We start from the raw sequence: 23092 nt of genomic DNA, 5'->3' as shown, positions 1-23092 counted from the left end.
CGAAAGAGGAACCCTTGCCCGACAGGAAGACGGCCGCGCCGACCAGTTCATCGACATTGCCCCAGCGGGCAGCCGGCGTGCGCTTTTCCAGCCATGCGGAAAATTCCGGATTGTCGACCAGTGCCTGGTTGAGCGGTGTCTTGAAATAGCCCGGCGCAATCGCATTGACCTGCAGGCCGTGCTTGGCCCAGTCGGTGGACATGCCCTTGGTGAGGTTTTTGACCGCGCCCTTGGTGGCCGTGTACGGCGCAATGCCCGGACGGGCAAGTTCGCTCTGCACCGAGGCGATGTTGATGATCTTGCCGTGACCGCGGGCGATCATGTGGCGGGCGACAGCCTGACCGACATAAAACACGCTGGAAATGTTGGTGGTCAGAAGCTGCTGCCACTTGTCGGCCGGAAAGTCTTCCAGCGGGGAACGATACTGCATGCCGGCATTGTTGATGAGAATGTCTATCGCGCAGATCTCCGCTTCGATGCGAGCGACACCTGCCGCAACCGAGGCCTGGTCGGTCGCATCGAATGCGACGGCGTGAACGGTAAAGCCATCGGCGGAAAGCTGTTTTTGTGCGTCAGCCAGTTTCGCCTCATCGCGGCCGTTGAGAATGACTGTAGCGCCGTGTTCGGCAAGGCCGCGAGCGAGTGCCAGGCCGATGCCCTGGCTGGAGCCGGTGATCAGCGCGGTTTTACCCGTCAGATCGAACAGCGGAAATGACATCAGAAATTCCTCCCGGTTCATAAGCGTCTTTGAAGTTGACATAGATGTTATCGATAACATATGCAATCGAAAACAAAACGCGGGAGTGAGAAATGAAGCCACAAATCCTCGTCATCGGCCCCTATCCGGAGTGGGATATGGTTGAGCTCGAAAAGAGCTACGATGTGAAGAAGCTCTATGAAGCCAGCGATCGAGACGCCTTCATCGCCAATGAAGCCAGCCAGGTAACGGCAATTGCTACGCGTGGTGAACTTGGCGCCTCGGCGGAGCTGATCGGCAGGTTGCCAAATCTGAAGATCGTTTCGGTCTACGGGGTAGGATATGACGCGGTCAATCTGGACGCCTGCCGCGAACGCGGTATCCGCGTCACCAACACACCCGATGTGCTTACCAACGACGTTGCCGATCTCGGCGTCGCTATGATGCTCTGCCAGTCGCGCGGCATGATCGGCGCCGAGCAGTGGGTGAAGGACGGAAGCTGGGCCGCCAAGGGACTTTACCCGCTTAAGCGCAAGGTCTGGGGCCGCAAGGCCGGTGTTCTCGGCCTTGGCCGCATCGGTTTCGAGGTCGCCAAGCGCCTGCGCGGTTTCGATATGGATATCGCCTATAGCGACGTCTCCGAAAAGTCCTATGCCGAGGGCATGACGTTCATTGCCGATCCGGTGGCACTTGCCGAACATTCGGATTTCCTGTTCGTGACGCTGGCGGCATCCGCTGCCACGCGGCATATCGTCTCCAAGCCGGTGATCGAGGCTCTCGGGCCGGAAGGCATGCTGATCAACATTTCACGCGCCTCCAATATTGATGAATCGGCGCTTCTGGACGCGCTTGAAAACGGTAGGCTAGGTTCGGCAGCGCTTGATGTGTTCGATGGCGAACCCAATCTCGACCCGCGCTTCCTCAAGCTCGAAAACGTGTTGTTGCAGCCGCATCATGCGTCCGGCACGATCGAGACGCGCAAGGCGATGGGCAAGCTTGTACGCGACAATCTGGCAGCGCATTTTGCCGGCCAGCCCCTTTCCACTCCGGTCATCTGAGGTCGTGTCATGAAAGCTGTCGTCATTCATTCCGCCAAGGATCTCAGGGTCGAGGAACGCGAAGTCGAGGCCGCCGGTGCGGGACAGTTGGATATCGCCATCGAAGCCGGAGGTATCTGCGGCTCCGACCTGCATTATTACAATCATGGTGGCTTCGGCACCGTGCGCGTCCGTGAGCCGATGATCCTTGGACATGAGGTTGCCGGTCGTGTGGTCGCGCTTGGAAGCGGCGTCTCCCATCTTGCGGTCGGCGATCGTGTTGCCGTATCGCCGAGCCGTCCCTGCAATAACTGCGATTATTGCCTCAAGGGCCAGCAGAACCACTGCCTCAACATGCGCTTTTACGGCAGCGCCATGCCCATGCCGCATATCCAGGGCGCGTTCCGCCAGCGCCTAGTGGCCGAAGCCTGGCAGTGCCACAAGGTGAACGAAGGCATTTCCATCAACGAGGCGGCCTTCGCCGAGCCCTTTGCCGTGACCCTGCACGCGGTCTCACGCGCCGGTTCGCTTCAGGGCAAGCGGGTTCTGGTCACCGGCTGCGGTCCGATCGGCGTCCTGTCGATCATCGCCGCCCGCCTGCATGGTGCACGCGAAGTGGTTGCGACCGACATCATGGATGCCGTGCTGGAAAAAGCGAAGGCGATCGGCGCCGACCGTGCCATCAACACCGCGTCACACCCCGATGCTCTCAACGCCTACACGGCCAACAAGGGCTATTTCGACGTTCACTTCGAGGCCTCTGGCAATGAACGCGCCGTCCGCTCAGGCCTGGAGGTGTTGAAGCCTCGCGGCATTCTCGTCCAGCTTGGCCTCGGCGGTGATATCTCGCTGCCGCAGAACACGATCGTCGCCAAGGAAATCGAGGTGAAGGGCACGTTCCGCTTCCACGAGGAATTCGGCCAGGCGGTCGACCTCATCAACCAGAAGCGCGTCGATTTCTCACCACTCCTGTCAGAGATCTACCCGGTCGCTGATGCGGTTAAGGCATTCGAGGTTGCGGGGGATCGCGGCCGTTCGATGAAGGTCCAGCTCAGCTTCTGAGCCGAATGAAACCTATCAGGTGCTGCCGCGAAGCAGCACCTGATAGCTCGTCTTGATGGTCGCGGCGGTGCTGCGCTTTTCAAGCATGGCAATCATCTGCCCGGCTGCCTGCGCGCCTATCCCGTAGCTGTCGACATTGACGGTGGTTATTCCGGGTTCAGATATCGAAGCGATCTCGTAATCACCAAAGCCGGCGATGGCGATGTCTCCCGGCACAGAAAGCCCCATTCTACGGCATTCCGTCATTGCGCCGAAAGCGGGGAGATCGCCGACGCAGATAGCAATATCGGTGTCCGCAAAATTGCGAAGCAACTGGCGGATAGCTTCTGCTCCATGCGCCATGCGCATTGGCGTGGACTCCACCGATACAACTCTGTGGCTGCTCAGGCCATGCCGCAGCAGGGCGCGGTCAAACCCGATATGACGCTGACGCCCGCGTGCATCGGAAGCTTCGGTCCCAATGATGAAGCCGAAACGCGAATAGCCTTGGGGGACGAGAGTGTCGACAAGTGCTTCCATCGCATCGGCGTTGGAGAAACCGACGACGGCATTAATTGGGTTTTCCGGCACATCCCAGGTCTCGATCACCGGAATACCGGCATTTGCAAGCATCGACCGTGCACGCGACGTATGTTCCCCGCCCGTCAGGATGATACCTTCTGGCCGACGCCGCAGCATGGATTCAATCAGCTCTTCCTCGCGCTCGACCGAATAATTCGTGTAGCCGAGGAGCAGCTGCATGCTTGTCTGCGCAAGCGCATCGGTAATCCCGCGTGCGGTGTCGGCGAAGTTCGAATTGTCGATTGAGGGGACGATTGCGGCGATGAAGCCGCTACGGCGTGAAGACAGGGTACCGGCCGACTGATCTAGAACGTAACCAAGCTGGTCAACTGCCGCCATGATGCGCTCGAACGTGCCCCTGGCGATATAGGAATTGCCCTTGAGGGCACGCGACACCGTCATCGCGGATACGCCGGCAACTCGCCCGACATCCGCCATTGTCGGTGGACCATTACCGGCTTCGGTTGGTCGGGGCTCCTGCTCGATCGACATCTTTTCTCCTGTTACGGGATGATCCAGCTGAAAGGGTGCTTTCGGGCGCGTGTCAAGGCAAGCATGTCCAATGCCCTTCTTGGCCCAGCGTCTTTATCACCGATGTCAGAATGTTCCGTACCTCGATCATCGCGCGGGTCGGGGGGTGGTTGACCGGCATGTCGAGTATGAGGCGGCGCGAGAGTATGGGGGCGGAGAGGGGAATTGCGGCAAGGTTTCCCTGCTGCATATCCGTATACACGGCACCCCTGCCGAGGATGGCAAAGCCCAGGCCTGCGCGAATGGCAGCCCTGGTACTAGCCAAGCCCTCGATCTCGCGCACAATGTTGAGGTCGCGGCCCAGCATCAAAGCCTGCCGTTCAAGCAGGACACGAATGCCGTGACGACGGGTCGGCATGATCAGCGGCAGAGAAAGTGCGTCCTCGACCGACATCTGCCCGGTTATGTCGTCAAAGCTGCCGATCCTTCCCACGGCATAAAGCCGCTCGTCGAAAAGGGGCAGGGAACTTGCCTTGGCGACATCAACGAGATTGATGGCAAGATCATGCAGATGCGTGTCGATCGCAGCTCTCAACGTCTGGCTGTCGCCCTCGCTGATCGTCAGGCGGATCTGCGGAAACATCTTCTCGCAGCTTTCCAACACGGGAACGGAGAGAATCGGGGAGAGCGAGCTCAGCATGCCAAGCGAGACATCTCCCCTCGGCGTCAGATCCTGTTGTCTGGTTTCCGCCTCAGCCTGCTCGACCGCGCGCAGGATCGACTGGGCGTGAGAGAGCAGCGTCTGTCCCGCATCGGTAAGTATCACTCCGCGGGATGTACGGTTGAGAAGCTGGACGCCCAGATAGTCCTCCAGCGAGCGCATGTGCAGGCTCAGCGGCGGTTGAGCGACACCCAGTTCCCGTGATGCCCTGGTGAAGGACCCCACTTCCGCAATCTTGGCAAAATAGCGCATCTTTAAAAGATCGAGAACCATGCATCCCCTCCACTTTCTATACCGTAAAGATATAGTACGTATCTGCAATATATATTTGTTCGAATATCGAGCTTGGCCTAGGTTTTCCATGCAGCGAGAGGAAGCGCTGTTAAAAGGAGGACACTATGAAATTTGCTCGTCTTATGACGCTAGCCGCGATCGGCGCTGCGTTGTTTTCAAATGTCGCCGCTGCCGAGCAGCTGGATGACATCAAGAAGGCTGGAGTTCTGAACTGCGGTGTTCTGACGAACTCGCCGCCGCTTGGTTTCCAGGACCCCAAGACCCGTGAGCCTAACGGTTACGAGATCGAGATTTGCCGTATGTTCGCAAAATATCTCGGCGTCAGCGCCAAGATGACCGCCGTCTCGCCACAGACCCGAATGGCCGAACTGACCCAGGGACGCGTAGACATCCTTTCATCGCTTCTGAGCTACAGCAAGGAACGCGCCGAGCAGGTGGATTTCAGCGGCGCCTATATTGCCGAGGACTTCAATTTCGTCGTGCTTGATCAGTCTGATATCAAGACTGTTGCCGACCTTTCCGGCCAGCGCATCGGGCTGGTAAAGGGCTCGGTCCTGATCCCCCTAACGGAAAAGCGCCTTCCGGATGCCCGCATCCTCTCGTTCGAAACGAGTGCCGCATCCTTCCTCGCCCTGCAGCAGGGCAAGGTGAAGGCGACCGTCTATCGTTATTCCGAAGGCAAGGCCGTGCAGCGTAATGCCGGCTCCGAGATCAAGGGACTGCGCTTCCTTGACGAACCGCTTCTCTCCATGCCGTCCGGTTTCGGCTTCCGTAAGGGATCGCCGGAACTGGTCAAGCAGGCGAACGCATTCCTCGCCGAACTGGAGACCAATGGGGAAGGCCAGAAGCTTTACGACAAGTGGCTGGGCAAGGATTCTGACCTGAAGGCCACGCGCAAGTTCGAGTTCGGCAAACCCCAGGAAACCTGGTTTACGAACTGATCTCCTCCGCATACTGCATACAGGTCAACTTTCATGGGTTACCAATTCGACTTTGGTAAGGTCCTGCAGGGTGAGTATCTCGAACTCATCCTGGAGGGTCTCCAGGCCACGATGGTGGTCTTCGTTTTCTCCTGGATTATCGGTCTGGTTCTGGCGGTCGTATTGACCGTCATTCGAGCGATCGAGTTCAAGCCGACACAGTTTCTGGTCGCTGCCTTCGTTGAATATCATCGCAACGTGCCGATGCTGATCCAGCTGTTCGTCTGGTATTTCGGTTTTGCCGTCGTCCTGCCGGATGCGGTCAACGATTATCTGAACGATATCGGGGCGGAGATCGGATATGCCATCGTGGCGCTGGCCCTGAACAAGGCGGCGTATATGTCCGAGGATTTCCGCAGCGGTCTGCGCTCCATCCATCCGGCGCAGATGGAAGCGGCGCGCTCGATCGGACTGACCTATCTCGGTGCCATGACCTGGGTGATCCTGCCGCAGGCCTGGCGCCTGGCGCTCCCGGCGCTGCTCGGGCAGACCCTCATTCTCTTCAAGGGTACCAGCCTTGCCGCCGCCATCGGTGTTGCCGAGCTCAGCTACCAGGCCCGTTATATCGAGGAGCAATCCTTCCGCATTTTCGAGGCCTACGGCATCGCCACGGCGATCTACATGCTCATCTCATTTGCGATCATGTGGCTCTCGTCAATCCTCTCCAAGCGATATGAGCTGAGGGTGAAGTAATGCTGGAAATCATTCAGGAATACTGGCTTCTGCTGCTGATCGGCGAATATCCGCACGGCAAGCTCGGCGGACTGGCGATGACGCTGATCATCTCCTTCGTCAGCCTCATCGTGACATTTCCCTGCGCAGTTCTCATCGCACTCGCCAGAACCGGAAAACCTGGCATCATCCAGTCGATTGCCAACGGTTTCGTTCACAGCGTTCGCGCCATTCCGCTGCTGATGCTGATCTTCTGGGCCTATTTCGCCGTGCCGATGATCATCGGCTTTCCGATAGATGCTGCCTTCACGCTAATCGTCGCCATCGTCATCTATCAAACGGCCTATCTGGGTGAGATCATCGCGGCTGGTATCACGGGCCTGCCGAAGGGGCAGCGGGAAGCCGCCGCAGCGCTCGGCCTCGGCTATATCCCGACCATGTTCAGGATCATCCTGCCGCAGGCGATCTTCAATGTCATTCCGGGCATCGTCAATCAGCTGACAACGATCATCAAGGAATCCTCGCTCGGCTCGATCATCGCTGTCTCGGAACTCTCATATGTCATGCTGCAGGTCAATTCCAACGAGGTGACCAAGCCGCTGCAGATCTTCGGCATCCTCGCTGCGGTCTATTTCGTCCTTTGCTTCGCTCTCAGCCAGGCAACAAATTGGCTGGAACGCCGCATTTCGTCCCGCAGAACGGGGCAGGTCGTTGTGGAGGCCGTAGCATGATCAAGTTCCAAAACGTTTCCAAGTGGTTCGGTGCCTTGCAGGTGCTGCGCGATGTCAATGCGACGGTAGCCAAGGGAACCACGACCGTTCTCTGCGGCCCTTCCGGCTCCGGCAAGTCGACACTGATCCGCACCGTCAACCGGCTGGAACCCATCCAGCAGGGCAAGATCACGTTGGCCGGGCATGACATCTACGCGAAGGATATCGACGTCAACGTGCTGCGCAGCGGCATCGGCTTCGTCTTCCAGCAGTTCAATCTTTTTCCGCATCTCTCGGTCGTGGAAAACGTCATGTTGCCGCTGTTGCGCATCCGCAAGCAATCGCGTGCCCAAGCTCGGCCTGTGGCAATGCAGATGCTGGAGCGGGTAGGGCTCGCCGACAAGGCACATTCGCTTCCCGCCGACATTTCCGGTGGTCAGTCTCAGCGCGTCGCGATTGCGCGCTCGCTGATCCTGAAGCCGGAAGTGCTTGTTCTCGACGAGCCGACCAGCGCGCTCGATCCGGAAATGGTCGGTGAGGTGCTGAAATTGCTGAGGGAACTATCGGCCGATGGCATCACCATGATGTGCGTCACCCACGAAATGGGTTTCGCCCGCGAAGTGGCGGATCGCATCTGGTTCCTGCGCAACGGCACGCTGACCTTCGACGCCGAACCCACCGCATTCTTTTCGGACGATGCCCATCACGATGTTCGCAACTTCCTTTCGGCTGTTCGTAAAAATCATTGAAATCACAGGAGCAAAACATGGTCCATATCAAGGATATTCCCGCCCGCCCGAGCAAGTCGGACATTGATGCACTGGCAAAATTTTCGCCCGCCACCATTCACGAAGCACAGGGCCGTCGGGGCGCCTTGTCGTCGCGGCTGAAGCCGGTCGATTACCGCATGAAACTCTGTGGACCGGCCTTCACGGTCAAATCCTCGCCGCGCGACAACATCATGCTGCAACTAGCGATCAACTATGCCAAGCCCGGCGACATCATCGTCGTTTCGGCGGGTGAATACGAAGAAGCAGGTTCGTTCGGCGACGTTCTGGCCAATGCCTGCCTTGCCAAGGGCATCGGCGGCCTGGTTACGGATACCGGCGTTCGTGACACGCTGCAGCTTCGCGAACTCGGTTTCCCAGTTTTCTCGCTCAGCACCTGCATCAAGGGTACGGTCAAGGAAACGATTGGCACGACGAATGACAGCATCATCGTCGGCGGCGAGATCATCAATCCGGGTGACGTGATCATCGGTGATGCCGATGGTCTGGTCGTCGTTCGCCGCAGCGAAGTGGCCGAAGCGGCAAAGCTGTCTCAGGAGCGCGAAGACGCCGAAGCCGGTTTCATCGAAGCCTACAAGGCCGGAAAATCGGTGATCGAAGTCAGCAAGCTCGAGCCGGTCCTGAAGGCGAAGGGTCTCGTGGTCGAAGCCTGAGCTCCAGCCAGAACACACACCATTTGGATATGACATGAGCGCAGCACTGAAAAAACTGACCGTTTCCTCGACCGAGGTTGCAGTCGAAATCATCGGCATGAACAAGTGGTATGGTGATTTCCACGTGCTGCGCGACATCAATCTGAAGGTGATGAAGGGCGAGCGTATCGTCATTGCCGGGCCTTCGGGCTCCGGCAAGTCGACGATGATCCGTTGCATCAACCGGCTGGAAGAACATCAGTCGGGCAATATCCTCGTCGACAATATCGAGCTTACCAACGATCTGAAGAAGATCGACGAGGTGCGCCGCGAAGTCGGCATGGTGTTCCAGCACTTCAACCTCTTCCCGCACCTGACCATCTTGGAAAACTGCACGCTTGCACCGATCTGGGTCCGCAAGATGCCGAAGAAGGAAGCCGAAGAAATCGCGATGCACTATCTGAAGCGCGTCAAGATCCCGGAACAGGCGAACAAATATCCGGGCCAGCTCTCCGGCGGCCAGCAGCAGCGCGTGGCGATCGCCCGCTCGCTCTGCATGAAGCCGAAGATCATGCTGTTCGACGAACCGACCTCGGCGCTCGACCCGGAAATGGTCAAGGAAGTGCTCGACACCATGGTCTCGCTTGCCGAAGAAGGCATGACCATGCTGTGCGTGACCCATGAGATGGGTTTTGCCCGCCAGGTCGCAAACCGCGTCATCTTCATGGACCAGGGCCAGATCGTCGAGCAGAACTCGCCGGCCGAGTTCTTCGACAATCCGCAGCACGAGCGCACCAAACTCTTCCTCAGCCAGATCCTGCACTGATTTTTAAACGTTGCAGTGCACGAACGAAAGCTAGCAATGCGAGCGGTGAGAACATGTCTGCCTGAGCTTGTCAGGCACAGTTTTCGCTCCCTGCTCTTTCTCGGAGGTTGGTTCAAATTCAATTGTAGATTCTGGTTTTGAATTCTGTGTGTGCTGCTCACCAAGAGCATCATTGCTGCTACAATTTTCTGCATTCATGCGAACTTTCAATCTGTTGACTACCTCTTCACGGAGCAGATCCAACTCATCACGAAGATCAAGCAGATCCGCTAAGATTGGCGATCGAGGAATCTTGGAGACCAGCGATAGGTATGCGTCTTCTATCCCCGCCCAGTCGCCTGACGCGCCCTCCTCCAGAGCCGCGCTTATGAGCTTTCGGCAATCACACCGGCTTATCGTGAGGGTTTCTTGCTCTCTGGAACGCTTCACGTTCCGCGGCAACTTCTTGGGAAAAAAACGCCAGCTCCTCGGAACGAGAGAGCAGGGGGGAACAGGTCGAAACCGAAAGCGCGTTTCAATATCGCCGCTTCTGTCCCTACGGGCATACCGCTTGCCGTTGGGGCTATCTCTGCGAATGATTAGTCCGGCTTCAACCAGCGCCGCAAATGGCACCATTCTGTGAGCTCGAAGGCACAATTGGATATTCGATGGAAAGACGATCATCTGTGCATCGTGTCGGAGTTCATTTTCCGGGTAGAAACTTAAGAGAGCATCGAGAACAGCGGGGCTGCTGGACTGAAGCCAAGCTTTTCGTAGGGGACCGACGTGTCGCGAAAGATCTTCCACTTGTCAGCTTTTTTGACTGGCTCAATCTCGGGGACACAATTGACGAGATGAAGCATCTTTGAGAGGTTGCTCTTATCGACCGACATCGCGGCAATCACGATTTCTCGAGGAAATTGCTTATTCAGTTGGTGTGCAAAGCGAGCCTTCTCAATAAAGCTAAGATCTTCCCGCTCGTTGTTCTCTTGTCCTTGAGCGACCACAAGCTGTTCATCGCTCGTTCGCGAACGATAGCCTTGACTGGCAAACCAAGTTCCGCAAGGACACGAAGACGGCGATGGCCGAATGCTACTTGGTAGCGACCTGGTTGATCAGGATGCGGTCTGACCAGGATGGGAACCTGCTGCCCCTGATCCTTGATGGACGCGAGTAAGCCGGATATGTCCCCTGACATACGTTCTTGAACGAACGATGGTTCAATTGTTCCCGCGTCCAGATCGACAACCGTTTGGCCTTCCGAGAGCCGACGCTCAATATCTTCTGCACGTCCCAAACGGTCGTTCTGTTCGGGAAGCGCATTGCCAATGTTTGCCGTTAACTTGGGCGCAGGATCGCGCTCCTTACGTGCAACTCCAAGGAGCGGCATCGCGCGAGGTCTTGCGGCACGGCTGTCCGTTACGTGTGTAACTGCGTTGTCTGTTGTTACGCCAAGGATGTGCTTGCGGCTCATGCAGACCTACCCCACGCTTTCTTGATTAGACCTTCGATTTAATCGTGAACTGCATTCATCGCCTCATGGGCCAGTAGCAGTTTGCGCGGAGATACGTTTCCCCAATTTCGAGGAGTTTAGCAGCCTCTGATGGACCGAAGGAGCGAATGCCTTTTTCAGCAGTTGGCGGAAAGACCTTGAGGTGATGGGCTTGCAATTGCGTAGGCAACGCGTCGGCGTGCCTCTCCATCAAGGCCGTCTGACCTTCTATTGCCGGTGCTGCTTTTACGGCGCTCTTCGCCATCCCAAAATCCATTCCCTACCAGTGGCGATATTTTCCGCAAAACCTGCAAAGTTTCGCCATTGGCACTAAGCTCTGATTTCTAACGGCGAGCGAGAGATTTTTGGTTAACGATAACTTAATGCAATCACTGCAGCTCCACCAAGTGTCGATAAATCCTTTAGAAATTAGGCTCTTGCTTGGCAGCATCGGGCAGCTTCGTTAAAACGACTTTGACGCTTGATTGCACTTCTAGGGCGATAGAATTGCGGCAACATTGGTAGCCCTCCCAACTCGCGAGGTGCAAATTTGCACCTCGACAACACAGCCTGCTCACGGTTTGTCTCCACGCATATTCAAACGAGGGGACGATCTCATCAATGCTTCAATCGCACTACCGCCTTGTCCGGAAACTGCAGAACGCGCTTGGTGAGCGCTTATGTGTTGCCCTCGACGACCCAACCGTCGTCGAGATCATGCTCAATCCCGATGGCAAGCTGTTCATCGAACGGCTCGGGCACGGTGTCGCCCCGGCGGGCAAGATGGAGCCGGCAGCCGCGGAAACGGTGATCGGCTCCGTTGCTCACTCTCTGCAATCCGAGGCCGATGGAGAGCGCCCCATCATCTCCGGTGAGCTTCCTATGGGTGGCCACCGTTTCGAGGGGCTCCTCCCTCCCGTCGTCAACTCTCCCACTTTCACCATCCGGCGGCGCGCGTCGCACCTGATTCCGCTCGACGATTACGTCACCACAGGCATCATGACGGAAGCACAGCGTTCAATCATCCGAAGCGCTATCGCCAATCGGCTCAACATCGTCATCGCAGGCGGTACAGGGTCCGGGAAGACGACGCTCGCGAACGCTGTCATCGCCGAAGTTGTCAAATCGGCGCCCGATGACCGTATGGTCATCCTTGAGGACACTACCGAAATCCAGTCCACAGCGGAAAATGCCGTCAGCCTCCATACGAGCGACGCCATCGATATGGCTAGGCTTCTCAAGAGCACGATGCGCTTGCGTCCTGACCGGATCATTGTCGGGGAGGTGCGCGATGGGGCCGCTCTCACGTTACTCAAGGCCTGGAACACCGGCCACCCGGGCGGTGTGACGACAATCCATTCCAACACGGCGATGTCGGCGCTGCGCCGCCTTGAGCAACTGACCGCCGAGGCGAGCCAACAGTCGATGCAAGCTGTCATCGGTGAAGCGGTCGATCTGGTGATCTCGATTGAGCGCGCCGGCCGCGGACGGCGTGTGAGGGAAGTCCTTCATGTCGAGGGCTTCACCGGTTCCCGCTACCAGACTGAACATTATCCACAAATCGATGAGGACAGCCATGCCGCATAATCGTCTGCTCCGTTTGGGAATTCTCGCAGCCATCTTCGGCGCATCGATCGTCGGGCCGGCGCTTGCCAGCTCGGGCGGCAGTCTGCCATGGGAAGGACCGCTCCAGCAGATCCAGGAATCAATCACTGGCCCGGTTGCCGGCTATATCGCACTTGCCGCCGTTGCGATCGCCGGCGGCATGTTGATCTTCGGCGGCGAGCTCAACGATTTCGCGCGGCGCCTCATGTATGTAGTGCTCGTTGCCGGCATCCTGCTCGGCGCAACGACAATTGTCGGTCTCTTCGGGGCGACCGGTGCATCGATCGGGATTTCTACAGTCGCCGACCAAACGAACCCGCCACTTGGATCGGAGCCAGCGAGAGAGGAGAGGGCCAATGGCTGACGCCGGCTCCGCGCTCCATCGCAATCGCATTCATCGCGCGCTCTCGCGCCCGAACCTTTTGATGGGAGCGGATCGAGAACTGGTGCTCTTGGCGGGGCTCGCCTCGGTGATCCTGATCTTCGTGGTGCTCACGCTTTATTCTGCCCTTTTCGGTGTTGCGATCTGGATCGTCGTTGTTGGCGCGCTGCGGATGATGGCGAAATCCGACCCGGTGATGCGGCAGGTATATGTGCGCCACATGCGCTACCGCGCGCACTACCTGCCGACATCCTCCCCCTGGCGAAGCTACTGAGGTTTCCAAGATGGTGGCACTGCGCGCCTTTCGATCGACCGGCCCGTCCTTCGCCGATCTCGTCCCATATGCCGGCCTAGTCGATAACGGCATCCTGCTTTTGAAGGACGGGAGCCTGATGGCCGGGTGGTATTTCGCCGGTCCGGATTCGGAGAGCGCGACCGACTTCGAGCGCAACGAACTGTCCCGGCAGATCAACGCCATTCTCTCCCGCCTCGGGTCCGGCTGGATGATTCAGGTGGAAGCCGTGCGCGTTCCGACCATCGACTATCCTTCGTCTGATCGGAGTTACTTTCCAGACGCTGTTACCGCGATGATCGATGATGAACGCCGCAGGCATTTTGGACGCGAGCAGGGCCACTTCGAAAGCCGGCATGCCCTGATCCTGACTTACCGGCCGCCGGAGAGACGCCGCAGTGGTCTCACGAGATACATCTATTCCGACACCGAAAGCCGGACGGCTAGCTATGCGGAAACAGTGCTGGAAACCTTCCGGCGCTCAATCCGCGAGATCGAGCAGTATCTAGGCAATGTCGTCTCGGTGCAGCGAATGCAGACCCGTGAAGCACGCGAGAGAGGCGGTCAACGTATCGCGCGCTATGACGAGCTCTTTCAATTCATCCGCTTCGCGATCACCGGCGAGAACCATCCGGTGCGGCTGCCGGAAATCCCCATGTATCTCGACTGGCTGGCGACTGCCGAACTGGAGCATGGCCTGACGCCACGCATCGAAAGCAGATTTCTCGGCGTGATCGCGATCGACGGCCTTCCGGCCGAGAGCTGGCCAGGTATTCTCAATAGCCTCAACCTCATGCCGCTCACCTATCGCTGGTCGTCTCGCTTCATCTTCCTCGATGCTGAAGAGGCCAAGCAGCGCCTTGAGCGGACCCGCAAGAAGTGGCAACAGAAAGTTCGGCCGTTTCTCGATCAGCTGTTTCAGACGCAATCCCGATCCGTCGATCAGGATGCCATGTCGATGGTGGCGGAGACCGAGGATGCAATTGCCGAGGCATCATCGCAGCTTGTCGCCTATGGCTACTACACGCCTGTCATCATCCTGTTCGACGAAAACCGCGCAATCCTTCAGGAGAAAGCCGAAGCTGTCCGTCGTTTGATCCAGGCCGAGGGATTTGGCGCCCGGATTGAGACGCTGAATGCGACCGATGCATTTCTTGGAAGCCTGCCTGGAAACTGGTACTGCAATATTCGAGAGCCGTTGATCAATACGCGTAATCTCGCTGATCTCGTCCCACTCAATTCTGTCTGGTCGGGCAGTCCAACGGCCACTTGCCCCTTCTATCCGCCGGATGCGCCGCCGCTCATGCAGGTGGCTTCCGGCTCAACGCCATTTCGGTTGAACCTGCATGTAGACGACGTCGGCCACACGCTGATCTTCGGGCCGACCGGTTCGGGAAAATCGACTTTGCTGGCCCTGACTGCGGCTCAGTTTTGCCGGTACGAGAACGCCCAGATTTTCGCCTTCGACAAGGGAAATTCCATGCTGCCGCTGACGCTGGCTGCCGGCGGCGACCATTACGAGATCGGTGGCGATATGGGGGAGGGGGCGAACCTCGCCTTCTTCCCGCTTTCGGAACTTTCGACTGACGGCGACCGAGCCTGGGCGTCCGAGTGGGTCGAGACCTTGGTCGCCCTGCAGGGCGTGACGATCACACCGGATCACCGCAATGCGATCTCGAGGCAGATCGCCCTGATGGCTTCTGCGTCCGGTCGTTCACTGTCCGACTTCGTCAGCGGGGTCCAGATGCGTGAGATCAAGGATGCCCTCCATCACTATACGGTTGATGGCCCGATGGGCCAGCTTCTCGACGCTGAATCCGACGGCCTGACGCTCGGCCGTTTCCAGTGCTTCGAGATAGAGCAATTGATGAACATGGGCGAGCGCAACCTAGTGCCCGTCCTGACTTATCTGTTTCGGCGCATCGAAAAGCGTCTCGACGGGCGTCCGAGCCTCATCGTTCTCGATGAAGCCTGGCTCATGCTCGGCCACCCGGTTTTCCGCGACAAGATTCGGGAATGGCTGAAGGTCCTGCGTAAGGCGAACTGCGCCGTCATTCTCGCGACGCAATCGATTTCGGATGCCGAGCGCTCGGGGATCATTGACGTTCTGAAGGAGTCATGCCCGACGAAGATCTGCCTTCCCAACGGGGCTGCACGTGAGACCGGCACGAGAGAATTCTATGAGCGGATCGGCTTCAACGAGCGACAGATCGAGATTGTCGCGAACGCCATCCCCAAGCGCGAATATTACGTGACCTCCCCGGATGGGCGGCGCCTGTTCGATATGGCGCTCGGCCCGGTCACGCTGTCATTCGTCGGCGCTTCGGGAAAATCCGACCTCGCCCGCATTCGGGCACTGCAATCCGCCCACGGGCCAGAATGGCCAGGGAAGTGGCTTATCGAAAGGGGGATCACTTACCATGGATAACCGAAACCAGTCACCTATGGCAGGGCGAACAATCATGTCGATCGCCATCGCGTTCGGCATGGCATTTACGCCCGCCACATCATTCGCCGGAGCGGCCACGGGCCAGGCAACAGAGTGGACGCAGCTTCTCAACAACGGTGAGCTCATCTCGTTGGTCGGCCAGTCCGCCACCCAAATCGAAAACCAGATCACCCAAATCACGCAGCTTGCCGAGCAAATCCAGAATCAGCTCAACATCTACGGGAATATGCTGCAAAACACGGCGCAGCTGCCGAGCCATTTCTGGGGCCACGTCGAAGGCGATCTGAACCGATTGCGAAATCTCGTCAATCAGGGGCAAGGCATCGCATTTTCGATGGGCAATGCCGATGACCTCTTGAAGCAACGCTTTAAGAGTTATGCGGATCTCAAAACCAGTTTGCCAAACGCAGATACTTTCTCATCTACCTATCAGACCTGGTCGAATACCAACCGCGACACGATCGCCAGCACGCTGAAGGCCGCGAGTCTGACGGCCGAACAGTTCGATAGCGAAGAAGACACGATGAGCGAGCTACGCTCGATGTCGCAGTCGGCAGATGGCCAGATGAAGGCGCTGCAGGTCGGTCACCAGATTGCCGCTCAGCAAGTTGCCCAGATGCAGAAGCTGCGAGGCATCGTCTCGCAGCAGACCACGCTGATGGGGACCTGGCTGCAAAGCGAACAGACTGACAAGGATCTGGCCCAGGCACGCCGTGAAGAATTCTTTAAAGCGACAGCACCCTCAACATCCGGCGGTGAAAAAATGAAGGTGGAATGGTGAGAGGGAAACTGATCATAGCTATAGCAGCCGATATCGTCTCCCTCGGCGGAGCAGGGCTCTGGATGCTGGCTTCTGAGAGACACACGGCACAAGAACGGCGCAAAAAGTTCTACGCGCCGAGGAATGAGTACCCAACGTCGGGCGGCGAGAAGATGAAGGTCGAGTGGTGATCGCATGACGTCTAAGCTTCAAAGGATCAGGCGCATTGCCGGGCTTGTCGTAGTCATGATGTTAGCGGTTCAGCCCGCGCTCGCACAGGAGGGATCGATCCTAACCGCTCTTCAGAGCGAGATCACTACTGCCGCCAAAGGATGGGAGACGACTGTCACGGATGCGGCGATATCGCTCTTCTGGATCCTCGCGGGGATCGAGATCGGTATAGCGGCGGTATGGTTGGCCATTCAGGCCGCCTCCCTCGACAGTTGGTTTGCCGAATTGGTCCGGCGCATCATGTTCGTGGGCTTCTTCGCTTTCATTCTCGCGCAGGGTCCGAGTTTCGCGAAGGTGCTCGTCGATAGCCTGTTTCAGATCGGCGCTGGTGGAGGCTCGGCGTCGCCAGCCGATGTGTTCAACGCGGGTTTGGCCGTTGCGACCAAGATGTCCGAGAAGGTGCAGTTTGGCCTGTTCGAGGACAATGCACTCGCAATTTCAGCGGCGCTTGCGATGGTCGTGACGGTAATGGCATTTTCGCTCGTTGCCGCGATCTTCGTGTCTGTGATGGTCGAAATGTATCTCGGCCTGCTCGCCGGGATGATCATGCTTGGTTTGGGTGGATCATCCTTCACGAAGGATTTTGCTATCCGTTACCTGATTTATGCGTTCTCAGTCGGTATGAAATTGATGGCGCTGGTCATGATTTCTCGGATCGGCTCCGAGGTCCTGATTGGACTAGCAAATCGAACTGACATCGGTGATCAATTCCAGACAGCGTTAGCGATCGCTGGTATCGCGGTCGTCGTCTTCATTGTCGCGATGTATGTCCCCAACATCATACAGGGCATCGTTCAGGGTGCGTCGGTTTCCGGCGGCATGGAAAGCATCCGACATGGCGGACAGGCCGCGTCGTTTGCGGCCGGCGGTGCGTTTCTCGCGGCTGGCGCGGTGGGCGCCGGCTTCTCAGCCGCGCAATCGGCGAGGGCAGGGGGATCGTCGGTTGCTGGAGCCGCCCTTCGTGGCATGGGGGCAAGCTTCGGAGCCGGAGCATCGGCGGCGGGATCCGCAGCCAAGGAGAAGGCGATCGGATCTCCTGGGGCCTATGCAGGTTCGATCCTGGGGTTGGCCAACGCAAAACTTGATCAGGCGCGTGGCAAGTCATCTTCATCACCGACGCCACCAGAGCGCCCGGACAAATAGATTCTCTAAAACAGGATGGTCATAATGGCAGCGCCGCGCGCACCGGATAACCAGTATCTTGCCGCACGGCAGGAGTGGTCGGAACGATATGGCTCCTATGTGAGGGCTGCCTCCGCCTGGCGGGCCGTCGGCATATTGAGTCTCGGCATGGCCGTGATCGGCTTCAGCTATGCGCTCTATCTGAGCACCCAGGTGAGGCTTGTCCCTTACATCGTTGAAGTGGACAAACTCGGCAACACCGTTTCGGGCGGCTTCCCGCAGCAGATCGAATATGCCGATACCCGCGTTGTTCGCGCCACGCTTGGCAATTTCATCTCGAGCTTTCGATCGATAACGCCGGATGCAGTCGTGCAGAAGCAGTATATCGACCGGACCTACGCCCTGCTTCGCACATACGATCCCTCCACCCAGAAGATCAATGCCTGGTTTCGGGGGAACTCACCATTCGAGAAGGCGGTCAACGCGACCGTGGCGATCGAAGTCAACAATATCGTGGCGCTGTCCAATCAGACCTATCAGATCGATTGGACCGAGTATGAGCGAGATCGGAAGGGAAAGGAAACGGCAACCCGCCGCTTTCGCGGTATCGCAACCGTCTCGATCACCTCACCGCAAGACGAAGCAACGATCCGGCTCAATCCGATCGGCGTCTATGTGACCGATTTCGATTGGACCGCGCAACTGTAGGAGCAGGGGATGGAAATGGGGACGAAAACTTCAAACGCGGTCGCCGGCCTTCTGTTGCTAGGCGCGGCGGTGCTCACAATGGCAGAACCGGTCCGGTCGCAAAGCCTGAACAGGAATGAGGTGAAAGGCACGACACTTTCAGGAAAATGGCGTGGGCAAGCCGGCCTCGTAACACGCGGTCACGACGGTAAGGTCATTTTTCTATTCGGCGAGACGCAGCCCTCGGTGGTCTGCTCGCCCTTGCAGGTCTGCGATATCGAACTGCAAGGGGGCGAGATAGTCCGCGACGTCCTGGTCGGCGATACAGTCCGCTGGAAAGTCGAACCGGCAACCTCCGGGGCGGCCGGCGGGCAGGCGATACATCTCATCGTGAAACCGTCGGAGCCGGGCCTCGTCACCTCGATGGTGGTGACGACATCGCGCAGGACATATCACATCCAGCTCAAGTCCCACCCGAGCCAGTACATGGCGCGCATCGGTTTCGAATATCCGGAAGACGCTGCGACAAAACTCTCGGACATCAATGCCCGGATCCATGCGATGACCGGGCCAGGAGGAGGCGTGCCTCCAGAGCAGCTCGCTTTTTCCTATTCCTTGAGTGGCAGCGCACCATGGCGCCCGAGCCGGGTCTTTTCGGATGGCCAGAAGACATACATCCAGTTCCCGCGAGCGATTTCCGGTCAGGACGCACCCGTGCTCTTCGTCGTCTCCGGAGGCCAGAACCGGATCGTCAACTACCGAATGAAGAACAACATGATGATCGTCGACTACAATATCGACAAGGCCGTCCTCATCTCCGGCGTTGGCTGGAAACAGCAGAAGATCACCATTCGGCGGGGAGGGTAGACGATGCGGACCCGCTTTCTCCTTCCGCTCGCGATAGCAATGGGATTGACCGGCTGCCAGACGGCGTCCGATGGCCTGACCACTAGCGCTGCGCCGCCCGAAATCGCAGGGCCGGCGGCAAGCGCAATCGCCGGCGATATGGCCGGCCGTTTCGCCGAACAGGCGGGATCGACCGCAACGCCCATCAAATTGCACAAGGATACGTCGGATTTTGCCGTCGCGCTGGAGGCCGCCCTGAAGGGCTGGGGCTATTCGGTCATCTCGGATGAGAAGTCTGGATCCGCCAAGGATGCTGCGAAACCGGTGGAGATTGCCTATTCGCTTGCTAGCCTGGACGGACAGGTGTTGGCACGCCTCTCGACAGATACTCTTGAACTCGGCCGCGCCTATTCCATCACCAACGGCGTCGCAGTCCCTGCGAGCCCTCTTTCTCTCATGAAGCGTAACTGACGAAGGAGGAGGCTCATGGTCCAATCGCTGCAACTTGGTAATTCCAATCCTTCTTCCGACCACACGGGGATGAAGCGCCTTAACCGCATGCCCTTGTTCATCGGGATTGGCATAGCGGTGCTTTTCCTTGCCGTCCTTGTCTACGGCCTTTCCTCGCGCGGATACCGGTTTGGGCAGCAGGCTCCGCAAGATGGCGGCGCGAACGCTCCAGCGTCCAATTTCGCCGAGCAAATGAAGCGCGGCGTGAAGGACGGCATCATCGGGGACCGAGACTATCCATCAGCCTTCCAACCCACCCCGGTCACGACCACGCCCGTTATTGTGCAGGAGAAGCAGCCGGAAGCGAGGCAAGAACCGCAACAGGCGCGGCGCCCGCAGACGGAATCCGATGAAGAATGGAACGCACGCATGCTGCGCGAACAACGGGAACAGATCGCGCGCGAGCAGCAAAGACAGCGAATGGCAAGTCTCCAGGCCAAAGGTGCCGCGCTCGACTCACCCCTGAAAGTCGATATTTCTGATGTCGAAGCCAAGGGGGCTGGAACCGCCGGTGCGGCGACCCGTCAACAGGGGGCGCAGCCGGCTGGTGAAGCATCCGACCTTTACGCCGCGGCATTGCGTGCGGGCGCGGTGGGAGCAGGCGGCGATCAGAATGGCCAGGCTTCGAAGGAAGACTTTTTCAATGCCGACATCAAGGATCTCGGCTATTTGCCCGATCAGGTTGTACCACAGCAATCGCGCTATGAACTCAAGCGCGGCTCCGTGATTCCCGCCACGCTGATTTCAGGGATCAATTCCGATCTGCCCGGCCGTATCACTGCGCAGGTCAGCCAAAACGTCTACGACAGTTCTACGGGCCATGTTCTGCTGGTTCCACAGGGGACGAAGCTGTTCGGCCGCTACGATAGCAAGGTCTCTTTCGGCCAAAGCCGCACCCTAGTTGTCTGGACGGACATCATCTTCCCGAATGGCTCGACCTTGCAGATAGGTGGGATGGCTGGCACGGACTCTGAAGGCTATGGCGGCTTTACGGACAAGGTCGACAATCACTACCTGAGGACGTTCGGATCCGCAGCAATGATCGCCTTGATCGGAACCGGCATCGACATGTCGATGCCCCAGAGCTCGACGCTGGCCACACAAGATACGGCCTCTGACGCAGCGCGCCGGAACTTTGCCGAGACCTTTGGGCGAGTTGCGGAACAGACGATTTCGAAAAACCTCGGCGTGCAGCCGACGATCACGATCAGACCAGGCTACAGGTTCAATGTACTTGTTGACCAGGATATCATTTTCCCAGGCCTTTATACCCGATGAGTAGAGAAGACTCAGCCGAGCAACTGCTTTATCGTCGCGACAGGCAAAAACATACGCATTGGCTTCGAAGGAAACGGTAAGAAACCGTACCCAGCGTACAGCTCCATGCGTCGACTTGTTCTTTCAGCATCGCCACAATCCAAAACGTCAAGCACAGTGATTGCCGTGCCGATCTGGTCAGCGACCGGCGCTATGCGCTGCAAGCAATCGGCAAGAAGAACACCTCCATGTCCGCCGCCCCTGAATCTCTCATCACGGCCGATCATTGAGATATAGGCTGCAGGGATGAATCCGTGTCCTGGCCGATTACGAGCGAACTTTTCTGGAAGATCCTGGTAGTCGATCGAATGGGCGTTGATGGCATAAAAGCCGATGATGGAGGTCCCATCCTCGGTCATGATCCAGACACGGAGGTTATCTGCCATGGTTAGTATGTTAGCCGTCTTCTTGATGAAGTTGTCGACCTGAGGCACGTCGCATGAGAAAGCCGCTCGATCGTGCTTCGACGGGTCGAGCGGCTCAATGATGAAAGTAGGTTCTGCATTCTCCAGCATCAGCGTGAATCGATAGTCTCGCGGTGACGTTTGAAGACGTTCTTCAACGCATCTGTAGGAGCAGCCGGGTTGTCGAGGGCTGCAAAAAACGCCGCATGATCTGCAGACTTGAGGATGGTCGCCTCGTGAGCAGCGATCGTTTCGATAGCAAACTTGTACGCCGCATTCATCGTGAAGGCAGAGACGTCCATGCCAGACAATGCCGCTGCCCGGTGGATCGCATCCTTGATGCGCGGCTTGGTGCGGAAGTTCATCCGGGCGTTGCTCGGTTCATCGATGTCGGCAGTGATATCGTTGGATGAATGCATGGATCCCCCCAGCCGTGAAACTGCTCTAAAATGTACGTCATATAGGCGTACATATCAACAGGGATGGTATACCTCGCCCTCTGACCACACTTTTCTGTGATCCATTGCTCAGCGCAAGCTATCGAGGGGCTTCGCAGCACATCTACAAAACTGCAGTGGAAGATTCAAAAGCCAACCGCTATAAGCACCTGCGAGGCAGTACGCGCTGTCTCCGGGCTTTGTAACCCGAAGCATACTGATCTGGTGTCCGCCGTCAGGGTGCCGAATTCCTCGACTTATGGTCGGGGAGCCGTGGACGTATGTCCAGGTTCCTTGGAACTAAAGGTCCATGGCTGAGTATGCTCGGTTACAAACTCCCCGATCGCCAGGCGTCAGGAACAATGCGGGGGGTACCGCGCATTGTCTTTTTTGGGAGGAGCGTCCTTGTCCGGTGAAACCAATGGTAAATACACCGACGTCGAGCTCAGACCCCTCGTGGGTCTTCTCGCAGGCTTGCCGGAGCCTGTGGTAGAACATTTGACTACCCTAGCGATGAAAACTCATCGCAATCTTTTAGAGAAAGCGGAAGCCCTATTTGAGGCGCTTCCTACCGAGGAGAGATTAGGTGCTGCAGCTGGGAGCAATGAACATCTAGCCTACCTTCAGGCAACGATCGAAATGCACGCGCAGATGTCCGCATTGACGACGCTTTTGAAAATTCTGGGCCGGCCCCCAAAAGGTTTGATTACGCAAATCATATAAGGCCACGCCGGATCGCCAGTCCTACCAACTGCGTATTGTTGGTTAGGTTGTAACGTTCCTTGGCACCGTCCAGGGTGATGCGGACCGTGCTGTACTTCACCTGTTCGAGGTCGGCCGTCTCGTCGACGGTCTTACCAAGCTCGATCCACCGAAGGTAAGTGGCCTCCTTAGGGGTCAGATAAACCTGTTCCTCAATGGTCGGCCTTACCCGCAAATGCTCAATATGAGCATGCAATTGCCCGACAGCAGATCGTGTCCCGGGAGATGGTGTAGCTGAATAAGGGTGGTCATCGGGATTTTCCGGTAGGGTTGGGTTGTTCAAGCACAACCTGATGGAAAGACCACCGATGACCAAAGACATGATGGACCTTCGCTCACTCGTTGAGAAGAGCGCCGACGCGGATT

25 protein-coding genes and 3 pseudogenes are annotated in these 23092 nt (G+C 57.7%); 19 read left to right on the top strand and 9 right to left on the bottom strand.

Features of this window, described 5'->3' with window-relative positions:
• Nucleotides 1-718: SDR family oxidoreductase (locus ACI3K0_RS29375; RefSeq protein WP_404946878.1), on the bottom strand; the 718-nt coding region annotated here is incomplete at its 3' end.
• 92 nt (nt 719-810) lie between these two features.
• Here ACI3K0_RS29375 and ACI3K0_RS29370 point away from each other — a divergent pair.
• Nucleotides 811-1755, top strand: coding sequence for a 2-hydroxyacid dehydrogenase (locus ACI3K0_RS29370; protein WP_206828922.1), 945 nt, complete (start codon nt 811-813; stop codon nt 1753-1755).
• 9 nt (nt 1756-1764) lie between these two features.
• Nucleotides 1765-2796, top strand: a complete 1032-nt coding sequence (locus ACI3K0_RS29365; RefSeq protein WP_206828921.1) for an L-idonate 5-dehydrogenase — start codon at nt 1765-1767, stop codon at nt 2794-2796.
• Between the two features lie 15 nt (nt 2797-2811).
• Here the strand turns inward: ACI3K0_RS29365 and ACI3K0_RS29360 are convergent, their stop codons facing one another.
• Together ACI3K0_RS29360 and ACI3K0_RS29355 are read right to left on the bottom strand one after the other, a co-directional pair.
• A complete protein-coding gene (locus tag ACI3K0_RS29360; RefSeq protein ID WP_206828920.1) occupies nt 2812-3849 on the bottom strand; it encodes a LacI family DNA-binding transcriptional regulator in 1038 nt (345 codons plus the stop codon).
• Between the two features lie 52 nt (nt 3850-3901).
• Complete coding sequence (locus ACI3K0_RS29355; protein WP_206828919.1) at nt 3902-4822, bottom strand: LysR family transcriptional regulator; 921 nt, start codon at nt 4820-4822, stop codon at nt 3902-3904.
• 125 nt (nt 4823-4947) lie between these two features.
• On the opposite strand from ACI3K0_RS29355, the gene ACI3K0_RS29350 reads away from it, so the two are divergent.
• Genes ACI3K0_RS29350 through ACI3K0_RS29325 form a run of 6 tightly spaced genes read left to right on the top strand, consistent with a single transcriptional unit; the run spans nt 4948 to nt 9451 of the window.
• A complete protein-coding gene (locus tag ACI3K0_RS29350; RefSeq protein ID WP_183686446.1) occupies nt 4948-5784 on the top strand; it encodes a transporter substrate-binding domain-containing protein in 837 nt (278 codons plus the stop codon).
• A gap of 33 nt (nt 5785-5817) precedes the next feature.
• On the top strand, nt 5818-6516 hold the full coding sequence (locus tag ACI3K0_RS29345; RefSeq protein ID WP_148148850.1) for an amino acid ABC transporter permease: 699 nt from the start codon (nt 5818-5820) through the stop codon (nt 6514-6516).
• Complete coding sequence (locus ACI3K0_RS29340) at nt 6516-7226, top strand: amino acid ABC transporter permease (protein ID WP_148148849.1); 711 nt, start codon at nt 6516-6518, stop codon at nt 7224-7226. The genes ACI3K0_RS29345 and ACI3K0_RS29340 overlap by 1 nt, the downstream gene beginning before the upstream one ends.
• Nucleotides 7223-7954, top strand: coding sequence for an amino acid ABC transporter ATP-binding protein (locus ACI3K0_RS29335; protein WP_206828918.1), 732 nt, complete (start codon nt 7223-7225; stop codon nt 7952-7954). Before ACI3K0_RS29340 ends, ACI3K0_RS29335 begins: the two co-directional genes overlap by 4 nt.
• Nucleotides 7955-7971: 17 nt before the next feature.
• Nucleotides 7972-8646 carry a 4-carboxy-4-hydroxy-2-oxoadipate aldolase/oxaloacetate decarboxylase gene (locus ACI3K0_RS29330; RefSeq protein ID WP_148148847.1) on the top strand — a complete coding sequence of 225 codons (675 nt, stop codon included), beginning with the start codon at nt 7972-7974 and terminating at the stop codon, nt 8644-8646.
• Between the two features lie 34 nt (nt 8647-8680).
• The gene (locus ACI3K0_RS29325) at nt 8681-9451 is read left to right on the top strand and encodes an amino acid ABC transporter ATP-binding protein (RefSeq protein ID WP_183686440.1); all 771 of its coding nucleotides are present in this window, start codon (nt 8681-8683) and stop codon (nt 9449-9451) included.
• A 30-nt stretch (nt 9452-9481) separates the two neighbouring features.
• Here ACI3K0_RS29325 and repC read toward each other — a convergent pair whose 3' ends face one another.
• From repC to ACI3K0_RS29310, 3 genes and pseudogenes are all read right to left on the bottom strand, one after another.
• Nucleotides 9482-10237 carry a plasmid replication protein RepC gene (gene repC / locus ACI3K0_RS29320; RefSeq protein WP_404946877.1) on the bottom strand — a complete coding sequence of 252 codons (756 nt, stop codon included), beginning with the start codon at nt 10235-10237 and terminating at the stop codon, nt 9482-9484.
• A gap of 29 nt (nt 10238-10266) precedes the next feature.
• A pseudogene (gene repB / locus ACI3K0_RS29315) lies at nt 10267-10904 on the bottom strand (plasmid partitioning protein RepB); the annotation flags it as partial.
• Between the two features lie 85 nt (nt 10905-10989).
• Nucleotides 10990-11187, bottom strand: a pseudogene (locus ACI3K0_RS29310) (plasmid partitioning protein RepA); the annotation flags it as partial.
• A gap of 356 nt (nt 11188-11543) precedes the next feature.
• On the opposite strand from ACI3K0_RS29310, the gene trbB reads away from it, so the two are divergent.
• From trbB to trbI, 10 genes are all read left to right on the top strand, one after another.
• The gene (trbB, locus tag ACI3K0_RS29305) at nt 11544-12509 is read left to right on the top strand and encodes a P-type conjugative transfer ATPase TrbB (protein ID WP_148148417.1); all 966 of its coding nucleotides are present in this window, start codon (nt 11544-11546) and stop codon (nt 12507-12509) included.
• On the top strand, nt 12499-12891 hold the full coding sequence (locus ACI3K0_RS29300) for a TrbC/VirB2 family protein (protein WP_148148418.1): 393 nt from the start codon (nt 12499-12501) through the stop codon (nt 12889-12891). The genes trbB and ACI3K0_RS29300 overlap by 11 nt, the downstream gene beginning before the upstream one ends.
• Nucleotides 12884-13183: a conjugal transfer protein TrbD gene (locus ACI3K0_RS29295; protein WP_183686436.1), complete on the top strand. Its 300-nt coding sequence runs from the start codon at nt 12884-12886 to the stop codon at nt 13181-13183. The genes ACI3K0_RS29300 and ACI3K0_RS29295 overlap by 8 nt, the downstream gene beginning before the upstream one ends.
• A gap of 10 nt (nt 13184-13193) precedes the next feature.
• Entirely contained in the window at nt 13194-15629 is a 2436-nt protein-coding gene (locus ACI3K0_RS29290; protein WP_404946876.1) for a conjugal transfer protein TrbE, read from the top strand.
• Nucleotides 15630-15663: 34 nt separating this feature from the next.
• Nucleotides 15664-16431 carry a P-type conjugative transfer protein TrbJ gene (gene trbJ, locus ACI3K0_RS29285; RefSeq protein WP_286195090.1) on the top strand — a complete coding sequence of 256 codons (768 nt, stop codon included), beginning with the start codon at nt 15664-15666 and terminating at the stop codon, nt 16429-16431.
• 174 nt (nt 16432-16605) lie between these two features.
• Entirely contained in the window at nt 16606-17784 is a 1179-nt protein-coding gene (gene trbL / locus ACI3K0_RS29280) for a P-type conjugative transfer protein TrbL (protein ID WP_206828914.1), read from the top strand.
• A 24-nt stretch (nt 17785-17808) separates the two neighbouring features.
• On the top strand, nt 17809-18471 hold the full coding sequence (locus ACI3K0_RS29275; protein WP_404946875.1) for a conjugal transfer protein TrbF: 663 nt from the start codon (nt 17809-17811) through the stop codon (nt 18469-18471).
• 15 nt (nt 18472-18486) lie between these two features.
• Nucleotides 18487-19317, top strand: coding sequence for a P-type conjugative transfer protein TrbG (gene trbG, locus ACI3K0_RS29270; protein ID WP_404946874.1), 831 nt, complete (start codon nt 18487-18489; stop codon nt 19315-19317).
• A 3-nt stretch (nt 19318-19320) separates the two neighbouring features.
• The gene (gene trbH / locus ACI3K0_RS29265) at nt 19321-19767 is read left to right on the top strand and encodes a conjugal transfer protein TrbH (protein WP_206828911.1); all 447 of its coding nucleotides are present in this window, start codon (nt 19321-19323) and stop codon (nt 19765-19767) included.
• 15 nt (nt 19768-19782) lie between these two features.
• A complete protein-coding gene (gene trbI / locus ACI3K0_RS29260) occupies nt 19783-21084 on the top strand; it encodes an IncP-type conjugal transfer protein TrbI (RefSeq protein WP_404946873.1) in 1302 nt (433 codons plus the stop codon).
• 11 nt (nt 21085-21095) lie between these two features.
• Here the strand turns inward: trbI and ACI3K0_RS29255 are convergent, their stop codons facing one another.
• Both ACI3K0_RS29255 and ACI3K0_RS29250 read right to left on the bottom strand, forming a co-directional pair.
• Nucleotides 21096-21638, bottom strand: a complete 543-nt coding sequence (locus ACI3K0_RS29255; RefSeq protein WP_404946872.1) for a GNAT family N-acetyltransferase — start codon at nt 21636-21638, stop codon at nt 21096-21098.
• Nucleotides 21638-21946 carry a DUF1778 domain-containing protein gene (locus tag ACI3K0_RS29250; protein WP_206828908.1) on the bottom strand — a complete coding sequence of 103 codons (309 nt, stop codon included), beginning with the start codon at nt 21944-21946 and terminating at the stop codon, nt 21638-21640. Before ACI3K0_RS29250 ends, ACI3K0_RS29255 begins: the two co-directional genes overlap by 1 nt.
• 423 nt (nt 21947-22369) lie before the next feature.
• On the opposite strand from ACI3K0_RS29250, the gene ACI3K0_RS29245 reads away from it, so the two are divergent.
• Entirely contained in the window at nt 22370-22687 is a 318-nt protein-coding gene (locus tag ACI3K0_RS29245) for a transcriptional repressor TraM (RefSeq protein WP_206828907.1), read from the top strand.
• On the opposite strand, the pseudogene ACI3K0_RS29240 reads toward ACI3K0_RS29245, so the two are convergent.
• Nucleotides 22680-23092, bottom strand: a pseudogene (locus ACI3K0_RS29240) (hypothetical protein); the annotation flags it as partial. The gene ACI3K0_RS29245 and the pseudogene ACI3K0_RS29240 sit on opposite strands and share 8 nt — an antisense overlap.

Source organism: Rhizobium sp. ZW T2_16, from assembly GCF_044987325.1.
Taxonomy (GTDB): Bacteria; Pseudomonadota; Alphaproteobacteria; order Rhizobiales; family Rhizobiaceae; genus Neorhizobium; species Neorhizobium cellulosilyticum.
The sequence above is the reverse complement of the archived record's forward strand: the minus strand, read 5'-3'. Positions and strand labels throughout refer to the sequence as shown.